The organism is Microbacterium suwonense (genome assembly GCF_030296555.1).
Taxonomy (GTDB): Bacteria; Actinomycetota; Actinomycetes; order Actinomycetales; family Microbacteriaceae; genus Microbacterium; species Microbacterium suwonense.
The window spans coordinates 62,756-81,427 of record NZ_AP027728.1 but is presented as its reverse complement, the minus strand read 5'-3'; the positions used below and the strand labels follow the sequence as shown (position 1 = coordinate 81,427).

11 protein-coding genes and 2 pseudogenes are annotated in these 18,672 nt (G+C 69.3%); all 13 read right to left on the bottom strand.

The annotated features are described in order from the left end of the window. Positions 1–31: 31 nt before the first annotated feature. The 13 genes and pseudogenes from QUE33_RS00425 to fdhD all read right to left on the bottom strand — a co-directional run bounded on the left by QUE33_RS00425 (position 32) and on the right by fdhD (position 18,653). Positions 32–1,317: pseudogene (locus tag QUE33_RS00425) on the bottom strand (aspartate kinase). A 244-nt stretch (positions 1,318–1,561) separates the two neighbouring features. Beyond that, a complete protein-coding gene (locus tag QUE33_RS00420) occupies positions 1,562–2,470 on the bottom strand; it encodes a DMT family transporter (protein WP_286301272.1) in 909 nt (302 codons plus the stop codon). Continuing rightward, on the bottom strand, positions 2,467–3,060 hold the full coding sequence (recR, locus tag QUE33_RS00415) for a recombination mediator RecR (protein WP_286301271.1): 594 nt from the start codon (positions 3,058–3,060) through the stop codon (positions 2,467–2,469). Before recR ends, QUE33_RS00420 begins: the two co-directional genes overlap by 4 nt. Next, the gene (locus QUE33_RS00410) at positions 3,060–5,591 is read right to left on the bottom strand and encodes a DNA polymerase III subunit gamma and tau (protein ID WP_286301270.1); all 2,532 of its coding nucleotides are present in this window, start codon (positions 5,589–5,591) and stop codon (positions 3,060–3,062) included. Before QUE33_RS00410 ends, recR begins: the two co-directional genes overlap by 1 nt. A 181-nt stretch (positions 5,592–5,772) precedes the next feature. Beyond that, complete coding sequence (locus tag QUE33_RS00405) at positions 5,773–8,265, bottom strand: glycoside hydrolase family 65 protein (protein ID WP_286301269.1); 2,493 nt, start codon at positions 8,263–8,265, stop codon at positions 5,773–5,775. A gap of 65 nt (positions 8,266–8,330) precedes the next feature. Then, the gene (locus QUE33_RS00400) at positions 8,331–9,071 is read right to left on the bottom strand and encodes an HAD family hydrolase (protein ID WP_286301268.1); all 741 of its coding nucleotides are present in this window, start codon (positions 9,069–9,071) and stop codon (positions 8,331–8,333) included. 93 nt (positions 9,072–9,164) lie between these two features. Further along, entirely contained in the window at positions 9,165–10,388 is a 1,224-nt protein-coding gene (locus QUE33_RS00395) for an acetate/propionate family kinase (protein ID WP_286301267.1), read from the bottom strand. Positions 10,389–10,474: 86 nt separating this feature from the next. Continuing rightward, positions 10,475–12,578, bottom strand: a pseudogene (gene pta / locus QUE33_RS00390) (phosphate acetyltransferase). A 69-nt stretch (positions 12,579–12,647) separates the two neighbouring features. After that, positions 12,648–13,217, bottom strand: coding sequence for a GTP 3',8-cyclase MoaA (locus QUE33_RS00385; protein ID WP_286301266.1), 570 nt, complete (start codon positions 13,215–13,217; stop codon positions 12,648–12,650). A 25-nt stretch (positions 13,218–13,242) separates the two neighbouring features. Further along, positions 13,243–13,680 (bottom strand): radical SAM protein, encoded by a 438-nt coding sequence (locus QUE33_RS00380; protein ID WP_286301265.1) that lies wholly within the window; start codon positions 13,678–13,680, stop codon positions 13,243–13,245. Positions 13,681–13,793: 113 nt separating this feature from the next. Then, positions 13,794–15,110 carry an L-lactate MFS transporter gene (locus tag QUE33_RS00375; protein WP_286301264.1) on the bottom strand — a complete coding sequence of 439 codons (1,317 nt, stop codon included), beginning with the start codon at positions 15,108–15,110 and terminating at the stop codon, positions 13,794–13,796. Positions 15,111–15,206: 96 nt separating this feature from the next. After that, positions 15,207–17,561 (bottom strand): FdhF/YdeP family oxidoreductase, encoded by a 2,355-nt coding sequence (locus tag QUE33_RS00370; protein WP_286301263.1) that lies wholly within the window; start codon positions 17,559–17,561, stop codon positions 15,207–15,209. 180 nt (positions 17,562–17,741) lie between these two features. Then, positions 17,742–18,653 carry a formate dehydrogenase accessory sulfurtransferase FdhD gene (fdhD, locus tag QUE33_RS00365; protein ID WP_286301262.1) on the bottom strand — a complete coding sequence of 304 codons (912 nt, stop codon included), beginning with the start codon at positions 18,651–18,653 and terminating at the stop codon, positions 17,742–17,744. Positions 18,654–18,672 lie beyond the last annotated feature (19 nt).

Below are 18,672 nucleotides of genomic sequence, written 5' to 3'. Positions count from 1 at the left end.
GGATGTCGACGCGGCGGACGGATGCTGTGGATCAGCGCCCGGTGCCGGCGTGGACGACGGCTTCGATCTCGCTGTCCAGGCCGTAGGCGCTGTGCACGGTTCGGGCGGCCTCGGCCAGATCGGATCCGCGCAGCACCACCGAGATGCGGATCTCGGAGGTGGAGATCATCTCGATGTTGATGCCGCCCTTGCTGAGCGCGTCGAAGAGGATCTCAGAGACCCCGGAGTGCGTGCGCATGCCGGCACCCACGACCGACAGCTTGCCGATCTGGTCGTCGTGCAGCAGATTCTCGAACCCGACCTCCGACTTCTCGGCGGCGAGTGCCTTGATCGTCACCGGCGCGTCAGCCTTGGACAGGGTGAAGGAGATGTCGGTGCGGCCGGTCGAGGCGGCCGACACGTTCTGCACGATCATGTCGACGTTGGCGCCGGACTTCGAGACGATCTTGAAGATCTCGGCAGCCTTGCCCGGCACGTCCGGCACGCCGACGACGGTGATCTTCGCCTGGCTGAGGTCGGTGGCGACGCCCGCGACGATGGGTTCTTCCATGGCTTCTCCTCGGATTCGCGAGGGTTCTTCATGCCCTCGCCCAGAACGTAGGTGCCCTCGGCCGACGAGAACGTCGATCGCGCGTGGATGAGCACACCCTGGCGGCGGGCGTACTCGACGGCTCGGATGTAGAGCACCTTGGCGCCGTTGGCGGCGAGCTCGAGCATCTCCTCGCTGGAGACGTGGTCGAGCTTGCGCGCCAGCGGGATGACCCGCGGGTCGGCCGTGTAGATGCCGTCGACGTCGCTGTAGATCTCGCACACATCGGCGTTCAGCGCGGCGGCCAGTGCGACCGCGGTGGTGTCGGAGCCGCCACGGCCGAGCGTGGTGATGTCGCGGGTGTCACGGTTGAACCCCTGGAAGCCGGCGACGATCACGATCGCGCCCTCGTCGAGCGCTTCGCGCAGCCGCACGGGGGTGACGTCGACGATGCGCGCCTTGCCGTGGTGCGAGTCGGTGATCATGCCGGCCTGGCTGCCGGTGAACGAGCGCGCCTCGAAGCCCATCGAGTGGATGGTCATCGCCAGCAGGGCCATCGAGATGCGCTCGCCGCTGGAGAGCAGCATGTCCAGCTCACGCGGTGCCGGCAGCGGCGCGACCTCGTGCGCGAGATCCAGCAGCTCGTCGGTGGTGTCGCCCATCGCGCTCACAGCGACCACGACATCGTGCCCGGCACGACGGGTGTCGACGATGCGCTTGGCGACGCGCTTGATGCTCTCAGCGTCGGCGACGGACGATCCGCCGTACTTCTGCACGATCAGGGCCACGTTCACTCCCGGGGACGGTGGGCGGTGCCGCCCAGGAACATTGTACGGATCGCGCTCATGCCGTCTGGTGCATGTGACCGGATGCGGGCTGCAGGTCGCCCGCGCGGCGTCGACATCCGCGCCACTTTCCTGCATCCGCTGCACCGATCGATGGCGCGGATGCCGAAAGTTGCAGCGCATGTGAGAAAAGCAGGCCGGGGAGCGCGGAAGCGAGAGCGGGCCGGGAGCGCGATGGGGCGGATGCTCAGAGCTGAAGCGCGCGGGGCTTGAGCCGGCCGCCGGTGGCGGCGAACCAGCATCCGATCAGGATGACCGGGAAGCCGATCAGCAGGCCGGGGGTGAGCGGCTCGTCGACCAGCACGGTGCCCAGCACGATCGCGACGATCGGGTTGATGTAGGTGAACAGTGGTGCGCGCACCGGCCCCACCTCGCGGATCAGCGCGAAGAAGGCGACGAAGGCGAGGGCGGTGCAGACCACGCCGAGCAGCACGAGCGATCCCGCCGAACGCAGCGTCGGCGGCTCGTGCGGTGTGAGCAGTGCGGCCGGCAGGTAGCCCAGCCCGATAGCGAACAGGGCGAGGGTGATCGTGCCGATCGAGGGCACATCGGCCAGTTTGTGGGCGATGATGAACGGCGCGATCGCGTACATCACGGCGGTGAGCAGGATCTCCCCGATCGCGATCACGCTGCCCGGCTCATGCGGGAACAGCCCGGGACCTGCGACCACGATCGTCACACCGGCGAAGCCGACGAGCAGACCGCCCAGTCGCACGGGGGCGAGGGCCGAGCGATCGCCGCGCAGCAGGGCGATGATCACTGCGAACAGCGGGACGGTCGCCACCAGAAGCCCGGTGAGCCCCGACGGCAGCTGGGTCTCGGCGTGACTGAGCAGTAGGAACGGTCCGCCCATCTCGACCAGGCCGAACGCAAGCACCCACGGCCAGTGCTTCCACGCGGCATTCAGCGCACCCGAGCGGAGCGCGAACGGCAGCAGCACCAGCCCGCCCAGCAGCGTGCGTCCGGAGACGACCGCGGGCGGGCCGAAGGTGGCGACGGCCTCTTTGATGAACAGGTAGGTGATGCCCCAGACGAACGCCATGACGGCGAACAGGATCCAGCCCTTCTTCGTGAATCCTGCCTGCTGAGCGTTCACAGGCGGCGACGGCCCTCGAAGGCCCGCCCCAGCGTCACCTCGTCGGCGTACTCCAGGTCGCCGCCGACCGGCAGTCCGGATGCCAGGCGCGAGACCGCGATGTCCATGCTGGTCAGCAGCCGGCTGAGGTAGCTGGCGGTCGCCTCGCCCTCCAGGTTGGGGTTGGTGGCGAGGATGACCTCCTGCACGGTGCCGTCGGCGAGGCGGGACATCAACTGTGCGATGCGCAGGTCGTCGGGCCCGACGCCGGCGATGGGGCTGATGGAGCCGCCGAGCACGTGGTACAGGCCGCGGAACTCGCGGGTGCGCTCGATGGCGGAGACGTCCTTGGCGTCCTCCACGACGCAGATCAGCTCGGGATTGCGGCGCGGGTCGCGGCAGATGGTGCAGCGGTCCTGCTCCGACACGTTGCCGCAGATCTCGCAGAACTTCACGCGGGCGCGCACGTCGGTGAGCAGCTCGGCGAGGCGGGCGACGTCGAACGACGGAGTCTGCAGGATGTGGAAGGTGATGCGCTGCGCGGACTTCGGGCCGATGCCGGGAAGCCGGCCGAACTCGTCGATCAGCTCTTGGACGATGCCGTCGTACATCAGTTGAACCTCGTCGGGGGCTCGAAGGGCTCTTCGCGCAGGAACTTCGCGCCGAGCACCTGGCGGATCACGGCCTCGCCGCGGCGCTCCACTCCCGCGGGTGCGGCGGTGCGCACGGAGACGACCGGTGCGGTGCGCTGCGGTGCGGCGGATGCAGCGGCGGATGCGGAGGGTCGTGCGACGGCGGGATCGACGTTCGAGGAGCTGTTCGCGACAGGAGCAGCACCCGACGGGCCGGCGCTCCCGCGCGGCTCGTCGTACTCCGGGTCGTAGGGCGGCTCGTCATCGAACGGCGGATGCTCGTCATCCGGCAGGCTGTCACTGGCCGGCGACGCGTCGACCATGCCATCCACCGGCGGCTGCGGAGCGGATGCCGAGGCCTCGACCTCGGCGGGCTCCTCGTCGACCGGGAACTGCTGCTGCACAGTGGCCGACATCGCGCCGGCACCGGATGCGGGCTCGGAGGGCGACGACGGAATGGGAGCGACCGCCCACTCGGTGACGGCTGCTGTCGAGGCACGCGCAACAGGGGCAGATGCGGATGCCGGTGCTGGGACGGATGCGGATGTCGGCGGCGTGCGACCGGCGTTCAGCTGCTCCGGTCCGCTCATCGGGTTCGCCCAGCCTGCGGCCGGTGCGTCATCGGCGGGGTCCGTCGACGGTCGATTCGGGCTCGGACGGGCGGGCGTCGATCCACCGGACTGCGACCCGCTCGGGGCCGATCCGCCGGACGGTGCGGAAGGGCCGGGCCCGGTGGGCCGCGCAGAGCCTCCGCCGGAAGGCGGCAGGGGCGCCGGGCGGTACTTCACCGTCACTCCGAGCTCCTGCTCGATCGCCGCCCGCAGATGGTCAGACGGCCCCTGCCCGGGTGTGGTGCCCTTGAACTTCTTCACATCGGCGGGGCTGGCGAATCCCAGCGTGAGCACGGCGTCGTCGACGTCATATGCGAGCGGCTGGGTGCCGGTCGCCACCAGCCAGGAGGCTCGACTGACCGGCTCCAGCCGGGTGAGCACCGCAGGCCATGCCGCAGCGATGCGATCGAACGTGACCGGTCCGGCGGGCGCCGGTGCGGTCGCCGCGGGCTCGGGCGCCTGAGCAGGCGGCTCCTCGGCAGCGGCGGGCCGGGCACCGTCACCGGCCGCCGCGGTAGAAGCCGAATCGCTCGCGGCAGCCGGAGCGGGCGCGGCAGCCGAAGCGGGCCCGGCAGCCGGAGCGGGAGCGGGAGCAGCAGCCTGAGCGGGTGTCGGAGCAGCCGCCGGAGCGGATGGTTCAGCGACGGGCGCAGCAGGTGCAGGAGCAGAAGCGACGGGCGCCACAGAAGCCGCGGGTGCAGAAGCATCAGCAGCGGGCCGGGAAGCCGGCGCGGAACCAGCACCAGCACCAGCACTGCGCGGCGCAGCCGCCGGACCGCCGCTGTGCTCGGCATCCGTCGGCGCTCCCGCCAGCACGCGGGCGACCATCAGCTCCAGGTGAAGCCGCGGCGACGTGGCGCCGGTCATGTCGTCGAGCGCCCTGCTGACCAGGTCGGCCGTGCGGGAGAGGCGTGTGGATCCGAAGCTCGCCGCTTGCGCCAGCATCCGTTCCATCTCATCGGCGGGGAGTCCGCGCAGCACGGCCGAGGCGCCGTCGCCGACCGCGGCGATGACGATCAAATCGCGCAGCCGCTCGAGCAGGTCGTCGACGAAACGGCGCGGATCCTGGCCGGACTGCACCACCCGATCCACTGCGGGGAAGGCCGTCGCCGCATCTCCGGCGGCGAGCGCCTCGACGATTTCGTCCAGCAGCGCGGCATGCGTGTAGCCGAGCAGTGCGACGGCGCGCTCGTAGGTGACGCTGCCTTCCTCCGAGCCCGCGATCAGCTGATCCAGCAGCGAGAGGGTGTCGCGGGGCGAGCCGCCACCGGCGCGCACGACCAGCCCCAGCACGCCCTGCTCGACCTGCACACCCTCTTCGGTGCACAGCTTCTCGACGTACTCGATCATGGCCGCGGGCGGCACCAGGCGGAACGGATAGTGGTGCGTGCGCGAGCGGATGGTGCCGAGCACCTTCTCGGGCTCGGTGGTGGCGAAGACGAACTTCACATGCGCCGGCGGCTCCTCGACCAGCTTGAGCAGGGCGTTGAAGCCCTGCGGCGTGACCATGTGCGCCTCATCGAGGATGAAGATCTTGTACCGGTCGCGGCTGGGCGCGAACGTGGCGCGCTCGCGCAGATCACGGGCATCGTCGACGCCGTTGTGGCTGGCCGCGTCGATCTCGACGACATCCAGCGATCCGCCGCCGTCACGGGACAGCTCCACGCAGCTCGGGCACACCCCGCACGGAGTGTCGGTGGGGCCCTCTGCGCAGTTCAGGCAGCGCGCGAGAATGCGCGCCGAGGTGGTCTTGCCGCACCCGCGCGGGCCGGAGAACAGGTAGGCGTGGCCGACGCGGTCACCGCGCAGCGCGGTCATGAGCGGATCCGTCACCTGGGACTGGCCGATCATCTCCGCGAAGGTCTCGGGCCGGTAGCGGCGGTAGAGGGCTGTCGTCACCCGTCCAGCCTACGGCGTGCGACCGACATCGGTTCCGTCCTGCTCCCCCACCCCGCGATCCTCTCCACGCCGAGACCCCTCACCACCGCCGAGACCCCTCACCGACCGCGCGATTCAGGAGGGGTCTCGACGATCAGGAGGGGTCTCGGCAGTGAAGAGAAGGGAGGAGGCGACGGCGGGGTCAGTCCTCGAACACGCCCAGGATCGGGATCGACGTCGTCGTCACGGGCACTGTCGGCGACATCAGCGTGCCGTCGTCACGACGGGCGTCCTCGAACTGACGCAGCGTCGGCCGGCCGGGCCGGCGCGGACCCTGATCCGCCAGTGCCACGACGGCGGGCTCCCCCACCGCCACCCGGTACTCGACCCCGCGCACACTGAAGTCCACCGGGTCGCCCGAGCGCGCCTCGACGCGCAGCAGATCGGAGGTGACGCTGATCCGCAGATCGGTGCCGTGCCACTGCAGCGGGTACGACAGCTCCGGCCAGTCCACCGGCAGGCGCGGGTCGAAGCTCAGCAGCCCGTCGTGGTCGCGCATGCCGCCGAAGCCGCATACCAGCGTCGTCCACACGCCGCCGGCGGATGCCACGTGCACGCCGTCCGCGGCATTGTGATGCAGATCGCCGAGGTCGACGAACAGCGCCTGCTCGAAGTACTCGCGGGCGAGGTCCTGATACCCCACCTCGGCCGCCATGATCGACTGCACGACCGCCGAGAGGGTCGAATCCCCCGTGGTCAGCGGATCGTAGTAGTCGAAGTCGTCGAGCTTCTCCTCGGCGGTGAAGTGGTTGCCCTGCAGGAACAGCGCCAGCACCACGTCGGCCTGCTTGAGCACCTGGAACCGGTAGATCACCAGCGGGTGGTAGTGCAGCAGCAGCGGACGCTTGTCGGCGGGAGTGCCCTCGAGATCCCACACCTCGCGCTCCAGGAAGAACGAATCCTGCGGATGGATGCCGAGCGAGTCGCTGTAGGGGATGTGGATCGCCTCGGCGGCCCGCTCCCAGGCATCCCGCTCACCGGCATCCAGCCCGGTGCGCTCCACCAGGGCGCGGTACGCAGCCGGATCCTGCTCGGCCATCTCCCCCACGATCCGCGCGGCGAAGCGCAGGTTGTAGCGCGCCATCACGTTCGTGAACAGGTTGTCGTTGACGACCGTGGTGTACTCGTCGGGGCCGGTCACCCCGTGGATGTGGAAGCTGCTCGTGCCGTTGGTCCCGCGCCAGAAGCCCAGCGTGGCCCACAGCCGCGCCGTCTCCACGGCGATGTCGGCGCCCTCGCGCCGCAGGAACTCCACGTCCCCGGTGGCACGCACGTACTTGCCCAGCGCAAAGCTGATGTCGGCGTTGATGTGATACTGCGCTGTGCCCGCTGCGTAGTACGCAGAAGCCTCTTCGCCGTTGATCGTGCGCCACGGGAACAGCGCACCGGCCTCGTTCAACTGCGCGGCACGACGGCGTGCCGCCGGCAGCATCAGCACCCGTGCGCGCAGAGCGTTCTTCGCCCACTGCGGCGAGGTGTAGGTCAAGAACGGCAGCACGTAGATCTCGGTGTCCCAGAAGTAGTGCCCGCTGTACCCCGAGCCGGTCAGGCCCTTCGCGGGCACGCCCGTGCCATCGGCTCGCGAGGCGGCCTGCGCCAGCTGGAACAGGCACCAGCGCGTGGCCTGCTGCAGATCGTCGTGCCCGGCGATGCGCACGTCGGAGCGCTCCCAGAACGCGCGCAGCCACTCGGCCTGCGCGCGGAACAGCGCATCCACACCCTCCACGCCCACACGGTCGAGTGAACGGCGACAGCGATCCACCAGCTCACGCGGCGGCACGCCCCGCGAGCTGTGGTAGCTGACGATCTTGCTGATCCTGATCGGCACCCCCGCCTTCGCCTGCACGCGGAACACGTTCTTGGCGATGTCGGGCTCGATGAGGGTGCGGGAGCTGTAGTCGTTCTCGGTCTCGACGATGTGATCCGCCACGACCGCCACGGTCATGCCGGAATCCGTCACCCGGTACGACAGCGCCGAGCGCAGCCCGTCCTGCCAGTACTCCACCGGCTGCAGCACGCGCTCGGTGATCCGCTCCGCCTTGCGGGGGTCGAATCCGGTCTTGTTCTCGGAGGCGGTGGCCATCGGGTCGCCGGCGTAGATGCCCGCCCCGTCCTGTCGGTTCAGCAGCTGGCAGCTGATGGTCACCGGCGCGTCGGCGTTCTCGACGACCAGCTCGAGCCGCAGCACCGCCAGATGACGCTCGTCGAAGCTGACGATGCGCTCATCGTGCATGCGCACCTTCTTGCCCGACGGGGTCACCCACACCACCGTGCGCTCCAGCACTCCGGTGCGCAGGTCGAGCACCCGCGAGTACTCGTGGATCTCGGTCTCGTCGAACGACAGCGGCTCGTCATCGATGTAGACGCGCATGACCTTGGCATCCGGAGCATTGACGATCGTCTGCCCCACCTCGGCGAAGCCGTACGCCTGCTCGGCGTGGCGGATCGGCCAGGTCTCGTGCAGCCCGTTGATGAACGTGCCGTGCTCGTGCGCTCCGCGCCCCTCGATGTGGTTGCCGCGCAGCCCGAGGTAGCCGTTGCCCACCGAGAAGAAGGTCTCCGAGACCCCCTCCTCGTCGTAGCGGGTCTCGACCAGCCGCCACGGGTCGACGGGGTAGCGTTCGCGATCGATCACTTCGTCTCCTGTCGTCGCTCAGTACGGCGCATGCGTTCTCCCGAGGGAATGAGAAGGGGCCTGTTTCAGTGCGCGCCGCCGGGCAGCAGCTGCGCAAGATCATCGACGATACAGGTTGCGCCGGCCTCCCGCAGCGCGTCGGGGCCGGCACCGCGGTCGACGCCGACGACGGTGGCGTAGCCGGCGGATGCCGCGGAGCCGACACCTGCCACGGCGTCCTCCACGGCCACTGCCTCGGAGGGCTCGATTCCCAGCATCCGTGCGCCTTCGGCGAACATGTCGGGCGCGGGTTTGGAGACAAGGTGCTCCCGTTCGGCGACGACGCCGTCGACGACCACGCGGAAGAAATCGCGGATGCCGGCGCCGGCCAGCACCTCCTCGGCGTTCTTGGAGCTCGACACCACCCCCAGCGGCACGGACGCCTCACGCAGGCTGTGCAGCAGCGCCAGCGAACCCGGATAGGCGGTGATGCCCTCGCTGCGCAGGGTGGCGGCGAACACGGCGTTCTTACGGTTGCCGATCCCGCAGATCGTCTGGCTCTCGGGCGGGTCGGAGACCTCTCCCCAGGGGATCTCGATGTTGCGGCTGCGCAGCAGGCCGGCCACGCCGTCGTAGCGCTTCTTGCCGTCGACGTGGGCGAAGTAGTCGGCGTCGGTGTACGGCTCTGTCACGCCCCAGTGCGCGAGCACCTCGTCGAAGACCTTCTGCCAGGCGCGCATGTGCACCTCGGCGGTGGGTGTGAGCACGCCGTCGAGGTCGAACAGCACGCCGGCGGCGCGATGCAGGTCGGGAAGCGGATCGGTCACAGGACCTCCAGGGAAGAGCGGGCAGAATTCAGCCTGAATTCAGCCTAATGAAGATGAGCGGTCGTTCCGAGGGGAATCGACGGCATCCGCCGATCAGATCGCGCCGAGCGTCTGACGCGCGATCTCCAGCTCTTCATCGGTCGGGACCACGAGCACCTCCACGGCCGCACCGTCGGCGGAGATGCGACGGATGCCGTGGCCGCGCGCGGCGTTGCGCTCGGCATCCACCCGCACCCCCATGAACCCGAGCGTGGCCAGGGAGTCGGCGCGCACTTCGGCGGCGTTCTCGCCGACGCCGGCGGTGAACGAGATCACGTCCACCCCGCCCAGCTGCGCGATGTACGCGCCGAGGTAGGCGCGCAGCCGGTGGATGTAGACGTCGTAGGCCAGTGTCGCGGCATCCTCCCCCGCGGCCCGTCCGGCGAGGATGTCGCGCATGTCGCTGCGCCCGGCCATCCCGAGCAGTCCGCTGCGCTTGTTGAGCAGCGTGTCGAGCTGCTCGGTGCTGAGGTCGGCGGTGCGGGCGAGCTGGAACAGCACCGCCGGGTCGATGTCGCCCGAGCGGGTGCCCATCACGAGCCCCTCCAGCGGCGTGAAGCCCATCGAGGTCTCCACGGAGCTGCCGCCGCGGACGGCCGTCATCGAGGCGCCGTTACCCAGGTGCAGCACGATCTGCCGCAGCTCGCCGAGGTCGCGCCCGAGGAAGGCCGCGGCCTGTTCGGAGACGTACTTGTGGCTGGTGCCGTGGAATCCGTAGCGGCGGATGCGGTGCTCGCGTGCCAGCTCGGCATCGATCGCATAGCTGTACGCGGCGGGCTCCAGGGTCTGGTGAAACGCCGTGTCGAAGACGGCGACATGCGGCACCTCGCTGAAGGCCGCGCGGGCGGCGCGGATGCCGGCGAGGTTGGCCGGGTTGTGCAGCGGCGCCAGCACGATGAGGTCTTCGATGTCGTCTTCGACGGATGCGGTGATCACGGTCGGTGCGAAGAACCGGGCGCCGCCGTGCACGACGCGGTGGCCGATGGCGACCGGCGGGTGCTCTTCGAGGCTCGGGCCGTACACGGCGAACTGCGCCAGCATGACCGAGAAGGCCTCGTCGTGGTCGGCGATCGGGCGCTCGTCGGAGTGCTGCAGCTGCAGCACGGTCGGCGCCGGCTCTCCCGGCTTGGTGAGGGTGCGCACCGTGTGGCCGACGATGCCCGAGTCCTGGCCGATCCGCTCGATGAGCCCGCTGCCCAGCTCCACCTCGCGCTCCACGTCGAGCAGGCTGTACTTCAGCGAAGACGATCCGCTGTTGATGACGAGGACGACGCTCATCTCGAAAGCCCTTCTATTTGTGCCAAATGCATGCGATCAGGGCCCTTCGACCCGCGTTTCGCACAAACAGACGGGCGTGGCAGGCGTCACTCGTGCGCCCCCTGCGCCTGGATCGCGGTGATCGCGACGGTGTTGACGATGTCGTCGACCAGCGCGCCGCGGGAGAGGTCGTTGATCGGCTTGTTCAGCCCCTGCAGCACCGGGCCGATGGCGACGGCGCCGGCGGAGCGCTGCACGGCCTTGTAGGTGTTGTTGCCGGTGTTCAGGTCGGGGAACACGAACACGGTGGCGCGCCCAGCGACCTGCGAGCCGGGCAGCTTGGCCGCCGCCACCGCGGCATCCGCCGCCGCGTCGTACTGGATGGGGCCCTCCACCAGCAGCGCGGGCTCGCGCTCGCGCACCAGGGCCGTCGCCTCGCGCACCTTGTCGACATCCGCGCCCGAGCCGGACTCCCCGTGGAGTAGGAGAGCATCGCGACCCGCGGCTCGATGCCGAACTGGCGGGCCGTCGCTGCCGAGGAGATGGCGATGTCGGCGAGCTGGATGCTGGTGGGATCGGGGATCACCGCACAGTCGCCGTAGACGAGCACGCGGTCGCGGAGCGCCATCAGGAATACGCTGGAGACCACGTTCACGCCCGGCCGGGTCTTGATGATCTCGAACGAGGGACGGATGGTGTGCGCCGTGGTGTGCGTGGCACCGGAGACCATGCCGTCGGCCAGCCCCAGATGCACCATCATGGTGCCGAAGTACGACACATCGGTCACGGCATCCGCCGCCTGCTGCAGCGTGATGCCCTTGTGGGCGCGCAGCCGCGCGTACTCGGCGGCGAAGCGTTCGACCAGCTGCGGGTCGGTGGGGCTGAGCACCTGCGCCTCACCGATCTCCAGGCCCAGGGCCGTGGCGCGGGCGCGCACCTCGGTCTCGTCTCCGAGCAGGGTGAGGTCGGCGACGCCGCGGGCGAGCAGGATGGCTGCCGCGCGCAGGATGCGGTCGTCCTCCCCTCGGGCAGCACGATGTGCTGACGCTGGCTGCGCGCGCGTTCGATCAGGCCGTACTCGAACATCAGCGGCGTGACCACCGACGACTGCGCGAGCCCCATCTCGATCGTCAGCTCGGTGATGTCGACGTGGGTCTGGAACAGGGCGAGCGCGGTCTGGTGGCGCTGACCGGACTCGGCGGTCACCCGCCCGCGGGTGTGCATGATGCGCACGGCCGTGTCGTAGGTGCCCAGGTCGGTGGCGATGATCGGCACGGCCAGCTCGAGTCCGTCGATGAGCTGCAGGATGGTCTCGGGCAGCTCGAACGGGCCGTTGAGCACGATGCCGGCGATATCGGGGAAGGTTCCGGATGCCGCGGCAAGAAGCGTCGCCAGCAGCGTCTCGGTGCGGTCGGCGGCGATCACGACGACAGCGCCCTCGACCAGGCGCGGAAGCACGTTGGCCATGGACATGCCGGCGATCACCACACTGTACGCCTCGCGCTCGAGCAGCTCCTCGGCACCGCGCACGAGCCTCCCGTCGAGGGCGGCGCGGATGCCGCGCATGGACGGCGCGACCAGCGAGCGCTCCTCGGGGATCGCCCACACCGGGGTGCGTCCGTCGTCGAGCCCGTCGATGATGGCGTCGAGGGCATCGGGGTCGGCGCGGTTCACGATCGTCGCGAACAGCTCCGACCGCTCGGCGCGCAGTTCGCTCAGCGCCAGCGCGGCGATCTGGTCGATCTGGCCGGGGGTGCGGGCGGTGGTGGTGCCGAGCTGCTCGGCGTGGTTCTGCTGGTCCCGTCCCGAGAGCACCAGCAGCACGGGCACGCCGAGGTTCGCGGCGATGCGGGCGTTGTAGCCGAGCTCGGCGGGGCTGGCCACATCGGTGTAGTCGCTGCCCACCACGACGACCGCATCGCACTGCGCCTCGACGGCCTTGAAGCGCGACACGATGGTGCCCAGCGCCCGGTCGGGGTCGTCGCGCACGTCGTCGTAGGTGACGCCGACGCAGGCGTCGTAGTCCAGGGGCACGCCGTCGTGCGCGAGCAGCAGATCCAGCACGATGTCGCGCTCCTGGGCGGAGCGGACGATGGGCCGGAACACCCCCACCTTCGGCGAGACGCGCATCAGCGCGTCCAGCACGCCGAGTGCGATCGTCGACTTACCGCTGTGGCCTTCGGCCGAGGTGATGTAGATGCTGCGAGCCACGCTGTCAGCCTAGCCCCGGCGAACCCCGGTCGGAGCGGCCGTCGGCCGGAGTATTGCCTCTCGGGTCGATCAGCCGCCGATGTACGACATCTCGATGCGCTCGGTGGGCGTGTCGGCGGTGCGCAGCTCCGAGTAGCGGTCGTCGCGCGCGTTCCAGATGCCTGCCAGGGCGGCTTCGAGCTCGGCATCCGTGCATCCGTCGCGCAGCAGCGCGCGCAGATCGTGCCCGCGCGAGGCGAACAGGCAGGTGAACAGCTTGCCGTCGGCCGAGATGCGTGCCCGCGTGCACGAACCGCAGAACGGCTCGGTCACGCTGGAGATCGCACCGACTTCGCCCGCGCCGTCAACGTATCGCCAGCGGTTCGCGGTCTCACCGCGGTACGCGGGACGCAGCGGCTCCAGCGGATGCACGGCCGAGATGCGCTCGATGATCTCGGCGGAGGGCACCACCTGGTCGAGGTTCCAGCCGTTGGTGGTTCCGACGTCCATGAACTCGATGAAGCGCACGGTCACCGGCGTGCCGCGGAAGTGCTCGGCGATGGCGAGCACGTCGTCATCGTTCACTCCGCGCTTGACGACGGTGTTGATCTTGATGGCGTCGAACCCGACGTCCTGGGCGACGCGGATGCCGTCGAGCACCCGCTGCAGGGGAAGTCGATGTCGTTCATCGCGCGGAAGGTGGCCTCGTCGAGGAGTCCAGCGACACGGTGACGCGGTTCAGCCCGGCATCCCGCAGCGCCCGCGCCTTGTGCGCGAGGGCCGAGCCGTTCGTCGTCAGCGCGATGTCCAACGGCTGCCCCTCCGGGGTGCGCAGCTCGGCGAGCATGGCCACCAGCGTCTCGATCTCCCTGCGCAGCAGCGGCTCGCCACCGGTCAGGCGCAGCTTGTGCACGCCGTGCGCGATCCCCGCACGTGCCACGCGCACGATCTCCTCGAAGCTGAGCAGCATGGCGTGCGGCATGAAGTCGTAGTCGCGGCCGAAGATCTCCTTGGGCATGCAGTACACGCACCGGAAGTTGCACCGGTCGGTGACCGAGATGCGCAGGTCGCGCAGCATCCGCCCTCGGGTGTCACGCAACCGAGACCCCAGCTGCACTGTCATGTTCACCACCGTAGTCGTCGGACGCCCCACCGGGGCCGTGCATACGCCACACCGGGCCGTGCATGCGCCGGGCCGGCCGCTCTGCACGGCCGGGCCGGCACCGCTCCTGCTGTTCAGTCCACTGCGGCGCTCTCCACCGTCGCTGCCTCGGCCACACTCGTCTTGGGCTTGGGCATCTTCGTGATCAGCGGGAAGATCAGCGACACCAGGGCGATGATGCCGATCACCGTGTATCCCAGCGTGTAGTTCTTCACCTCGCCGTCGCCGATGAGGGCGGCGATGATCGGCGGTCCGATGATGCCACCGAGGCTCCAGCCGATGATCATCAGCCCGTAGATGGCGCCGGCGTGCTTGACGCCGAAGAAGTCGCCCGCCGTGGCCGGCATGGTGCCGAAGCCGCCGCCGTAGCAGAGGTAGATCACCGCGGCGAGGATGAAGAACAGCACCGCGTTGCTGGCATGCGGGACGATCAGCAGGCAGATCCCCTGCAGGCCGAGCATGAGCGCGAACGCCCACATGCGACCGGTGAAGCCCGACACCCAGGCCCAGAAGATGCGGCCTCCGCCGTTGAACAGCGCAAGGACCCCGACCAGGGCCGCCGCGCCCGCCACGCTGTAGCCGGCGATGTCCTTTGCGCTGGCCGCCGCCTGGGCGATCAGGGCGATGCCGACGGTGACGTTCAGGGTGAGGATCGCCGTCAGCAGATACCACTGCGGGCTGCGCAGCGCCTCCTTCTCGGTGAACTGCTTGTAGGCGTCCTGCGTGCGTCCGGTGGATGCGGGCTTCCAGCCGGGCACGGCGTAGTCGGCCGGCGGGTTGCGGAAGAACGACGCACCCACGACCGCCAGGACGAGATAGCCGATGCCCAGCGGCAGGAAAGCGCGGTTCGGCTCGGTCGGCGTCATCGCGATCAGCCACTGGGCGACCGGAGCGGTCACCACGGCGCCGAAGCCGAAGCCCGCCACGGCCAGCCCGGTGATCAGTCCGCGCTTGTCGGGGAACCACTTCTGCAGCATGGCGATCGGCACGATGTAGGCGTAGCCGAGGCCGAAGCCGCTGATCACGCCGTAGCCGAGCACCAGCAGCCACAGCTGGCTGGAGTCATGCGAGAGGGCGAAGGAGGCGACGATACATCCGAGCGCGTAGACGATTCCTCCCGTCAGCGCCACGGGCCGCGGACCGGTGCGGTCCTGCACCTTCCCGCCGATGTAGCTGCCGATGAAGATCATGCCGATGGTCACGGTGAACGTCAGCGATGCCTCGGATGTCGACAGGTTCATCGCGTCCTCGTTGGAGAGCGCCTTGCCGAACACGCTCCAGGCGTAGACGGCGCCGATCGCGAACTGCAGCAGCAGAGCTGCCACCACGATCCACCATCGGCCTGCGGTGGGGCTCTTCCCGGTATTCCTGCTCGTTGCGACTGATGACATCTTCGTACACCTCTCTCACAGACTGACTTCTGGACACGCTCACGCCCCGCCCGGGGCGTCCCGGGCATCGGCGCCCGGTGCCTTGCCCCGGCGGTCTCAGCGGCCGGCGGTCGCCATCGCCCCCGGTGCTCCCGCCGCATCGGCGCGTCCCTGCGCCGACACCGGCTCGAGGCGGATGACGACCGACTTCGACGCGGGCGTGTTGCTGCCCAGCGCGGTGAAGCCGAGCGGCACCAGCGGGTTGCCCTCGGGGAAGTACGTCGCCGCGCACCCGCGGGAGGTGGGGAACGCCACGGCCTTGAAGGCGTGCACGACGCGGTCGATCCCGTCGGCGAACTCGCTGTGCACATCGACCAGGTCGCCGTCGGCGATGCCGAGCTCGGCGAGGTCGTCGGGATTCACGAAGATCACGCGGCGGCTCTTCCGGATGCCGCGATAGCGGTCGTCGAGGCTGTAGATCGTGGTGTTGAACTGGTCGTGCGCCCGCATCGACTGCAGCAGCAGGCGGCCCTGGGGGCGTTCGATGTACTCCAGATCGTTGACCGTGATCATCGCCTTGCCCGTGGCGGTCGGGAAGGTGCGCGAGTCACGCGGCCCGTGCGGCAGCACGAAGCCGTGCTCCTCGCGCAGACGCTTGTTGAAGTCGGTGAACCCGGGGATCACGTGCTCGATGTGGTCGCGGATCGTGTCGTAGTCGCGTTCGAACCCCGCCCAGTCGATCGGGCTGTCATCGCCCCACAGCGCTCGGGCGATGCCCACCACCACCGAGACCTCCGACTTCAGCAGCGGCGAGATCGGCTTGACCTTGCCCTTGGTGGCGTGGATGGCGCACACTGAGTCCTCCACCGAGAGGCTCTGCTCGCCGGATTCCTGCAGGTCGATCTCGGTGCGTCCGAGCACGGGGAGGATGATCGCCTCGTCGCCGACGGTGAGGTGGTTGCGGTTGAGCTTGGTGGAGATCTGCACGTTCAGGCCGACCTTGCGGAAGCCCTCTTCGGCGGCGTGCGTATCGGAGACGGCCGAGACCATGTTGCCGCCCATCGCGATCCACACCTTGGTCTTGCCCGCGACCATCGCCTCGACCGACTTGACCACGTCGTAGCCGTGCGCGCGCGGCGCTGTGATGCCGAACTCCTTGTCGAGTGCGGCGAGGAACTTCTCGGGCATCTGCTCCCAGATTCCCATCGTCCGGTCGCCCTGCACGTTGCTGTGTCCGCGGATCGGGGAGGCGCCGGCACCCGGCTTGCCCATGTTGCCGCGCAGCAGCAGCAGGTTGATGACCTCCTTGATGATGCTGACGGCGTCGCGGTGCTGCGTCAGCCCCATCGCCCAGGTGATGACGACCTTGTCCGCGCGCAGGTAGCGGTCGGCGAGCTCGTCGATCTCGGCCTGGGTGAGTCCGGTGGCACGCAGCACCATGTCGGCGTCGAGGTCCTTGACGTGCTCGCGGAACTCCTCCAGGCCCGAGCAGTGCTCGTTGAGGAAGGCGTGGTCGAGCACGGTGCCGGGGGCGGCGTCCTCGGCCTGGAACACCTTCTGCGAGATGGCCTTCATCAGCCAGCCGTCGCCGCCGGCGCGGATCAGCATGTACTGGTCGGCGATGCCGGTGCCGCGGCCGAGGATGCCGCGCACCCGCTGCGGATTCTTGTACCGCGACAGGCCTGCTTCGTGCAGCGTGTTGATCGCGACGATCTCGGCCCCGTTGTCCTTGGCCTCTTCCAACGCGGTGAGCATGCGCGGATGGTTGGTGCCCGGGTTCTGGCCCATAACGATGATGAGGTCGGCCTTGGCGAAGTCCTTGTAGGCGATGGTGTTCTTGCCGATGCCGATCACCTGCCCCATCGCCTTGCCGGTGGACTCGTGGCACATGTTCGAGCAGTCCGGCAGGTTGTTGGTGCCCAGCGACCGGGCCAGCAGCTGGTAGATGAACGCGGTCTCGTTGGCGGTGCGTCCGCTGGTGTAGAACGTCGCCTCGTCGGGCGAGTCCATCGCCTTGAGTCGGTCGGCGATCAGCGCGAACGCCTCGTCCCACGAGATCGGCTGGTAGTGGTCTTTGCCCTTGGGCTTGTACACCGGTTCGACGAGCCGGCCCTGCATGCCCAGCCAGTACTCCGACTTGTCCATCAGCGCGCTGAGGGAGTTCTGCGCCCAGAACGAGGTGGGGATGGTGACCGGAGTGGCCTCCCAGGTGACGGCCTTGGCGCCGTTCTCGCAGAACTCGAAGGTCTTGCGGTGGTCCGGGTCGGCCCAGGCGCAGCTCATGCAGTCGAAGCCGTCCTTCTGGTTCATGTCGGTCAGCAGCGTCAGTGCACGCCCGACCCCCATGTCCTTCATCGCCGGGATCATCGAATGCGTCACGCCGGGAATCCCCGCCGCCCACTCGCGAGGCGGACTGACTTCCATCTCCCGCGCGTCTTCGCTGATGTCCTCGATCGGGGCCTTGGCAGCCATCGTCACACGCTCCTTCGCCTGTGTCTCTGACCACAGGCCTACCAGTCATATACGATCCGCGCAAGGGTGTCGGGCCGGTGCCGAGAAGATCAGGAAGCCGTTTTCCGCCGCGCAGGGCGGGGACGTCCGCGCAGACGCCAGACGTCGCTCAGGCGTGAACCAGGGCGCCCGGAATCGCACTCAGGCCGGCGTCAACACGCCCTCGCGCACCCGCTCCGGGCGCGAGTAGACGTTCATGCTGGTGCCGCGCACGAAGCCCGCCAGGGTCAGGCCGGTCGACTCCGCCATCTCCACCGCGAGCGACGACGGCGCCGACACGGCCGAGAGCATCGGGATGCCTGCCATCACCGCCTTCTGCACGAGCTCGAAGCTTGCCCGGCCCGACACCTGCAGCACAGTGCCGGTCAGCGGCAGCCGCCCGTTCAGCACGGCCCAGCCGACGACTTTGTCGACGGCGTTGTGCCGCCCGACGTCCTCGCGTACGACCAGCAGCTCACCGGTCGCCGCGTCGTAGAGCCCGGCGGCGTGCAGCCCGCCGGTCTTGTCGAACACGTTCTGCTGCGAGCGCAGCAGTTCGGGCAGGGCCACCAGGGTGTCAGCATCCACGACGAGCGGGTCTTCGGACACATCGAACGCGGAGGTGGTGGACACCTGCTCGATGGAGGCGGCACCGCACACGCCGCATGCACTGGTGGTGTACGAGTGCCGGGCCCGGGCCGGGTCGGGCAACGGCGTGCCCGGAGCCAGGGTGACATCGAGCACGTTGTAGGTGTTGCCGCCGTCGACGGCCGAGGCGCCCAGCGCGTAGGCGCCGGGGGTCGCGGCGGCGCCTCCCGTCCCGGGGCCGCCGCAGTGGATCGCCGAGGCGAACTGCTCACGATGGATGATCACGCCCTCCGAGACCAGGAATCCGGCGGCCAGCTCGACGTCGTGCCCCGGGGTGCGCATGGTGACCGTCAGCGGCTCGCCGGCGACCCTGATCTCCAGGGGCTCCTCGACGGCGAGGGAGTCGAGCCGGCGCACCGCCCGGCTCCCGGCATGACCCGCCGCCGCGATGTGAACGACCTTCTTGCGGCTGGTGATCCTGCCCATGGCATCCTCCCGGGTGTGC

Excerpts from the sequence above, each read along its gene's own strand:
- recR (WP_286301271.1), bottom strand. The coding sequence starts at position 3,060 with ATGTACGACGGCATCGTCCAAGAGCTGATCGACGAGTTCGGCCGGCTT.
- QUE33_RS00380 (WP_286301265.1), bottom strand. The coding sequence starts at position 13,680 with ATGACAGTGCAGCTGGGGTCTCGGTTGCGTGACACCCGAGGGCGGATG.
- fdhD (WP_286301262.1), bottom strand. The coding sequence starts at position 18,653 with ATGGGCAGGATCACCAGCCGCAAGAAGGTCGTTCACATCGCGGCGGCG.
- QUE33_RS00370 (WP_286301263.1), bottom strand. The coding sequence starts at position 17,561 with ATGGCTGCCAAGGCCCCGATCGAGGACATCAGCGAAGACGCGCGGGAG.
- QUE33_RS00395 (WP_286301267.1), bottom strand. The coding sequence starts at position 10,388 with ATGAGCGTCGTCCTCGTCATCAACAGCGGATCGTCTTCGCTGAAGTAC.
- QUE33_RS00375 (WP_286301264.1), bottom strand. The coding sequence starts at position 15,110 with ATGTCATCAGTCGCAACGAGCAGGAATACCGGGAAGAGCCCCACCGCA.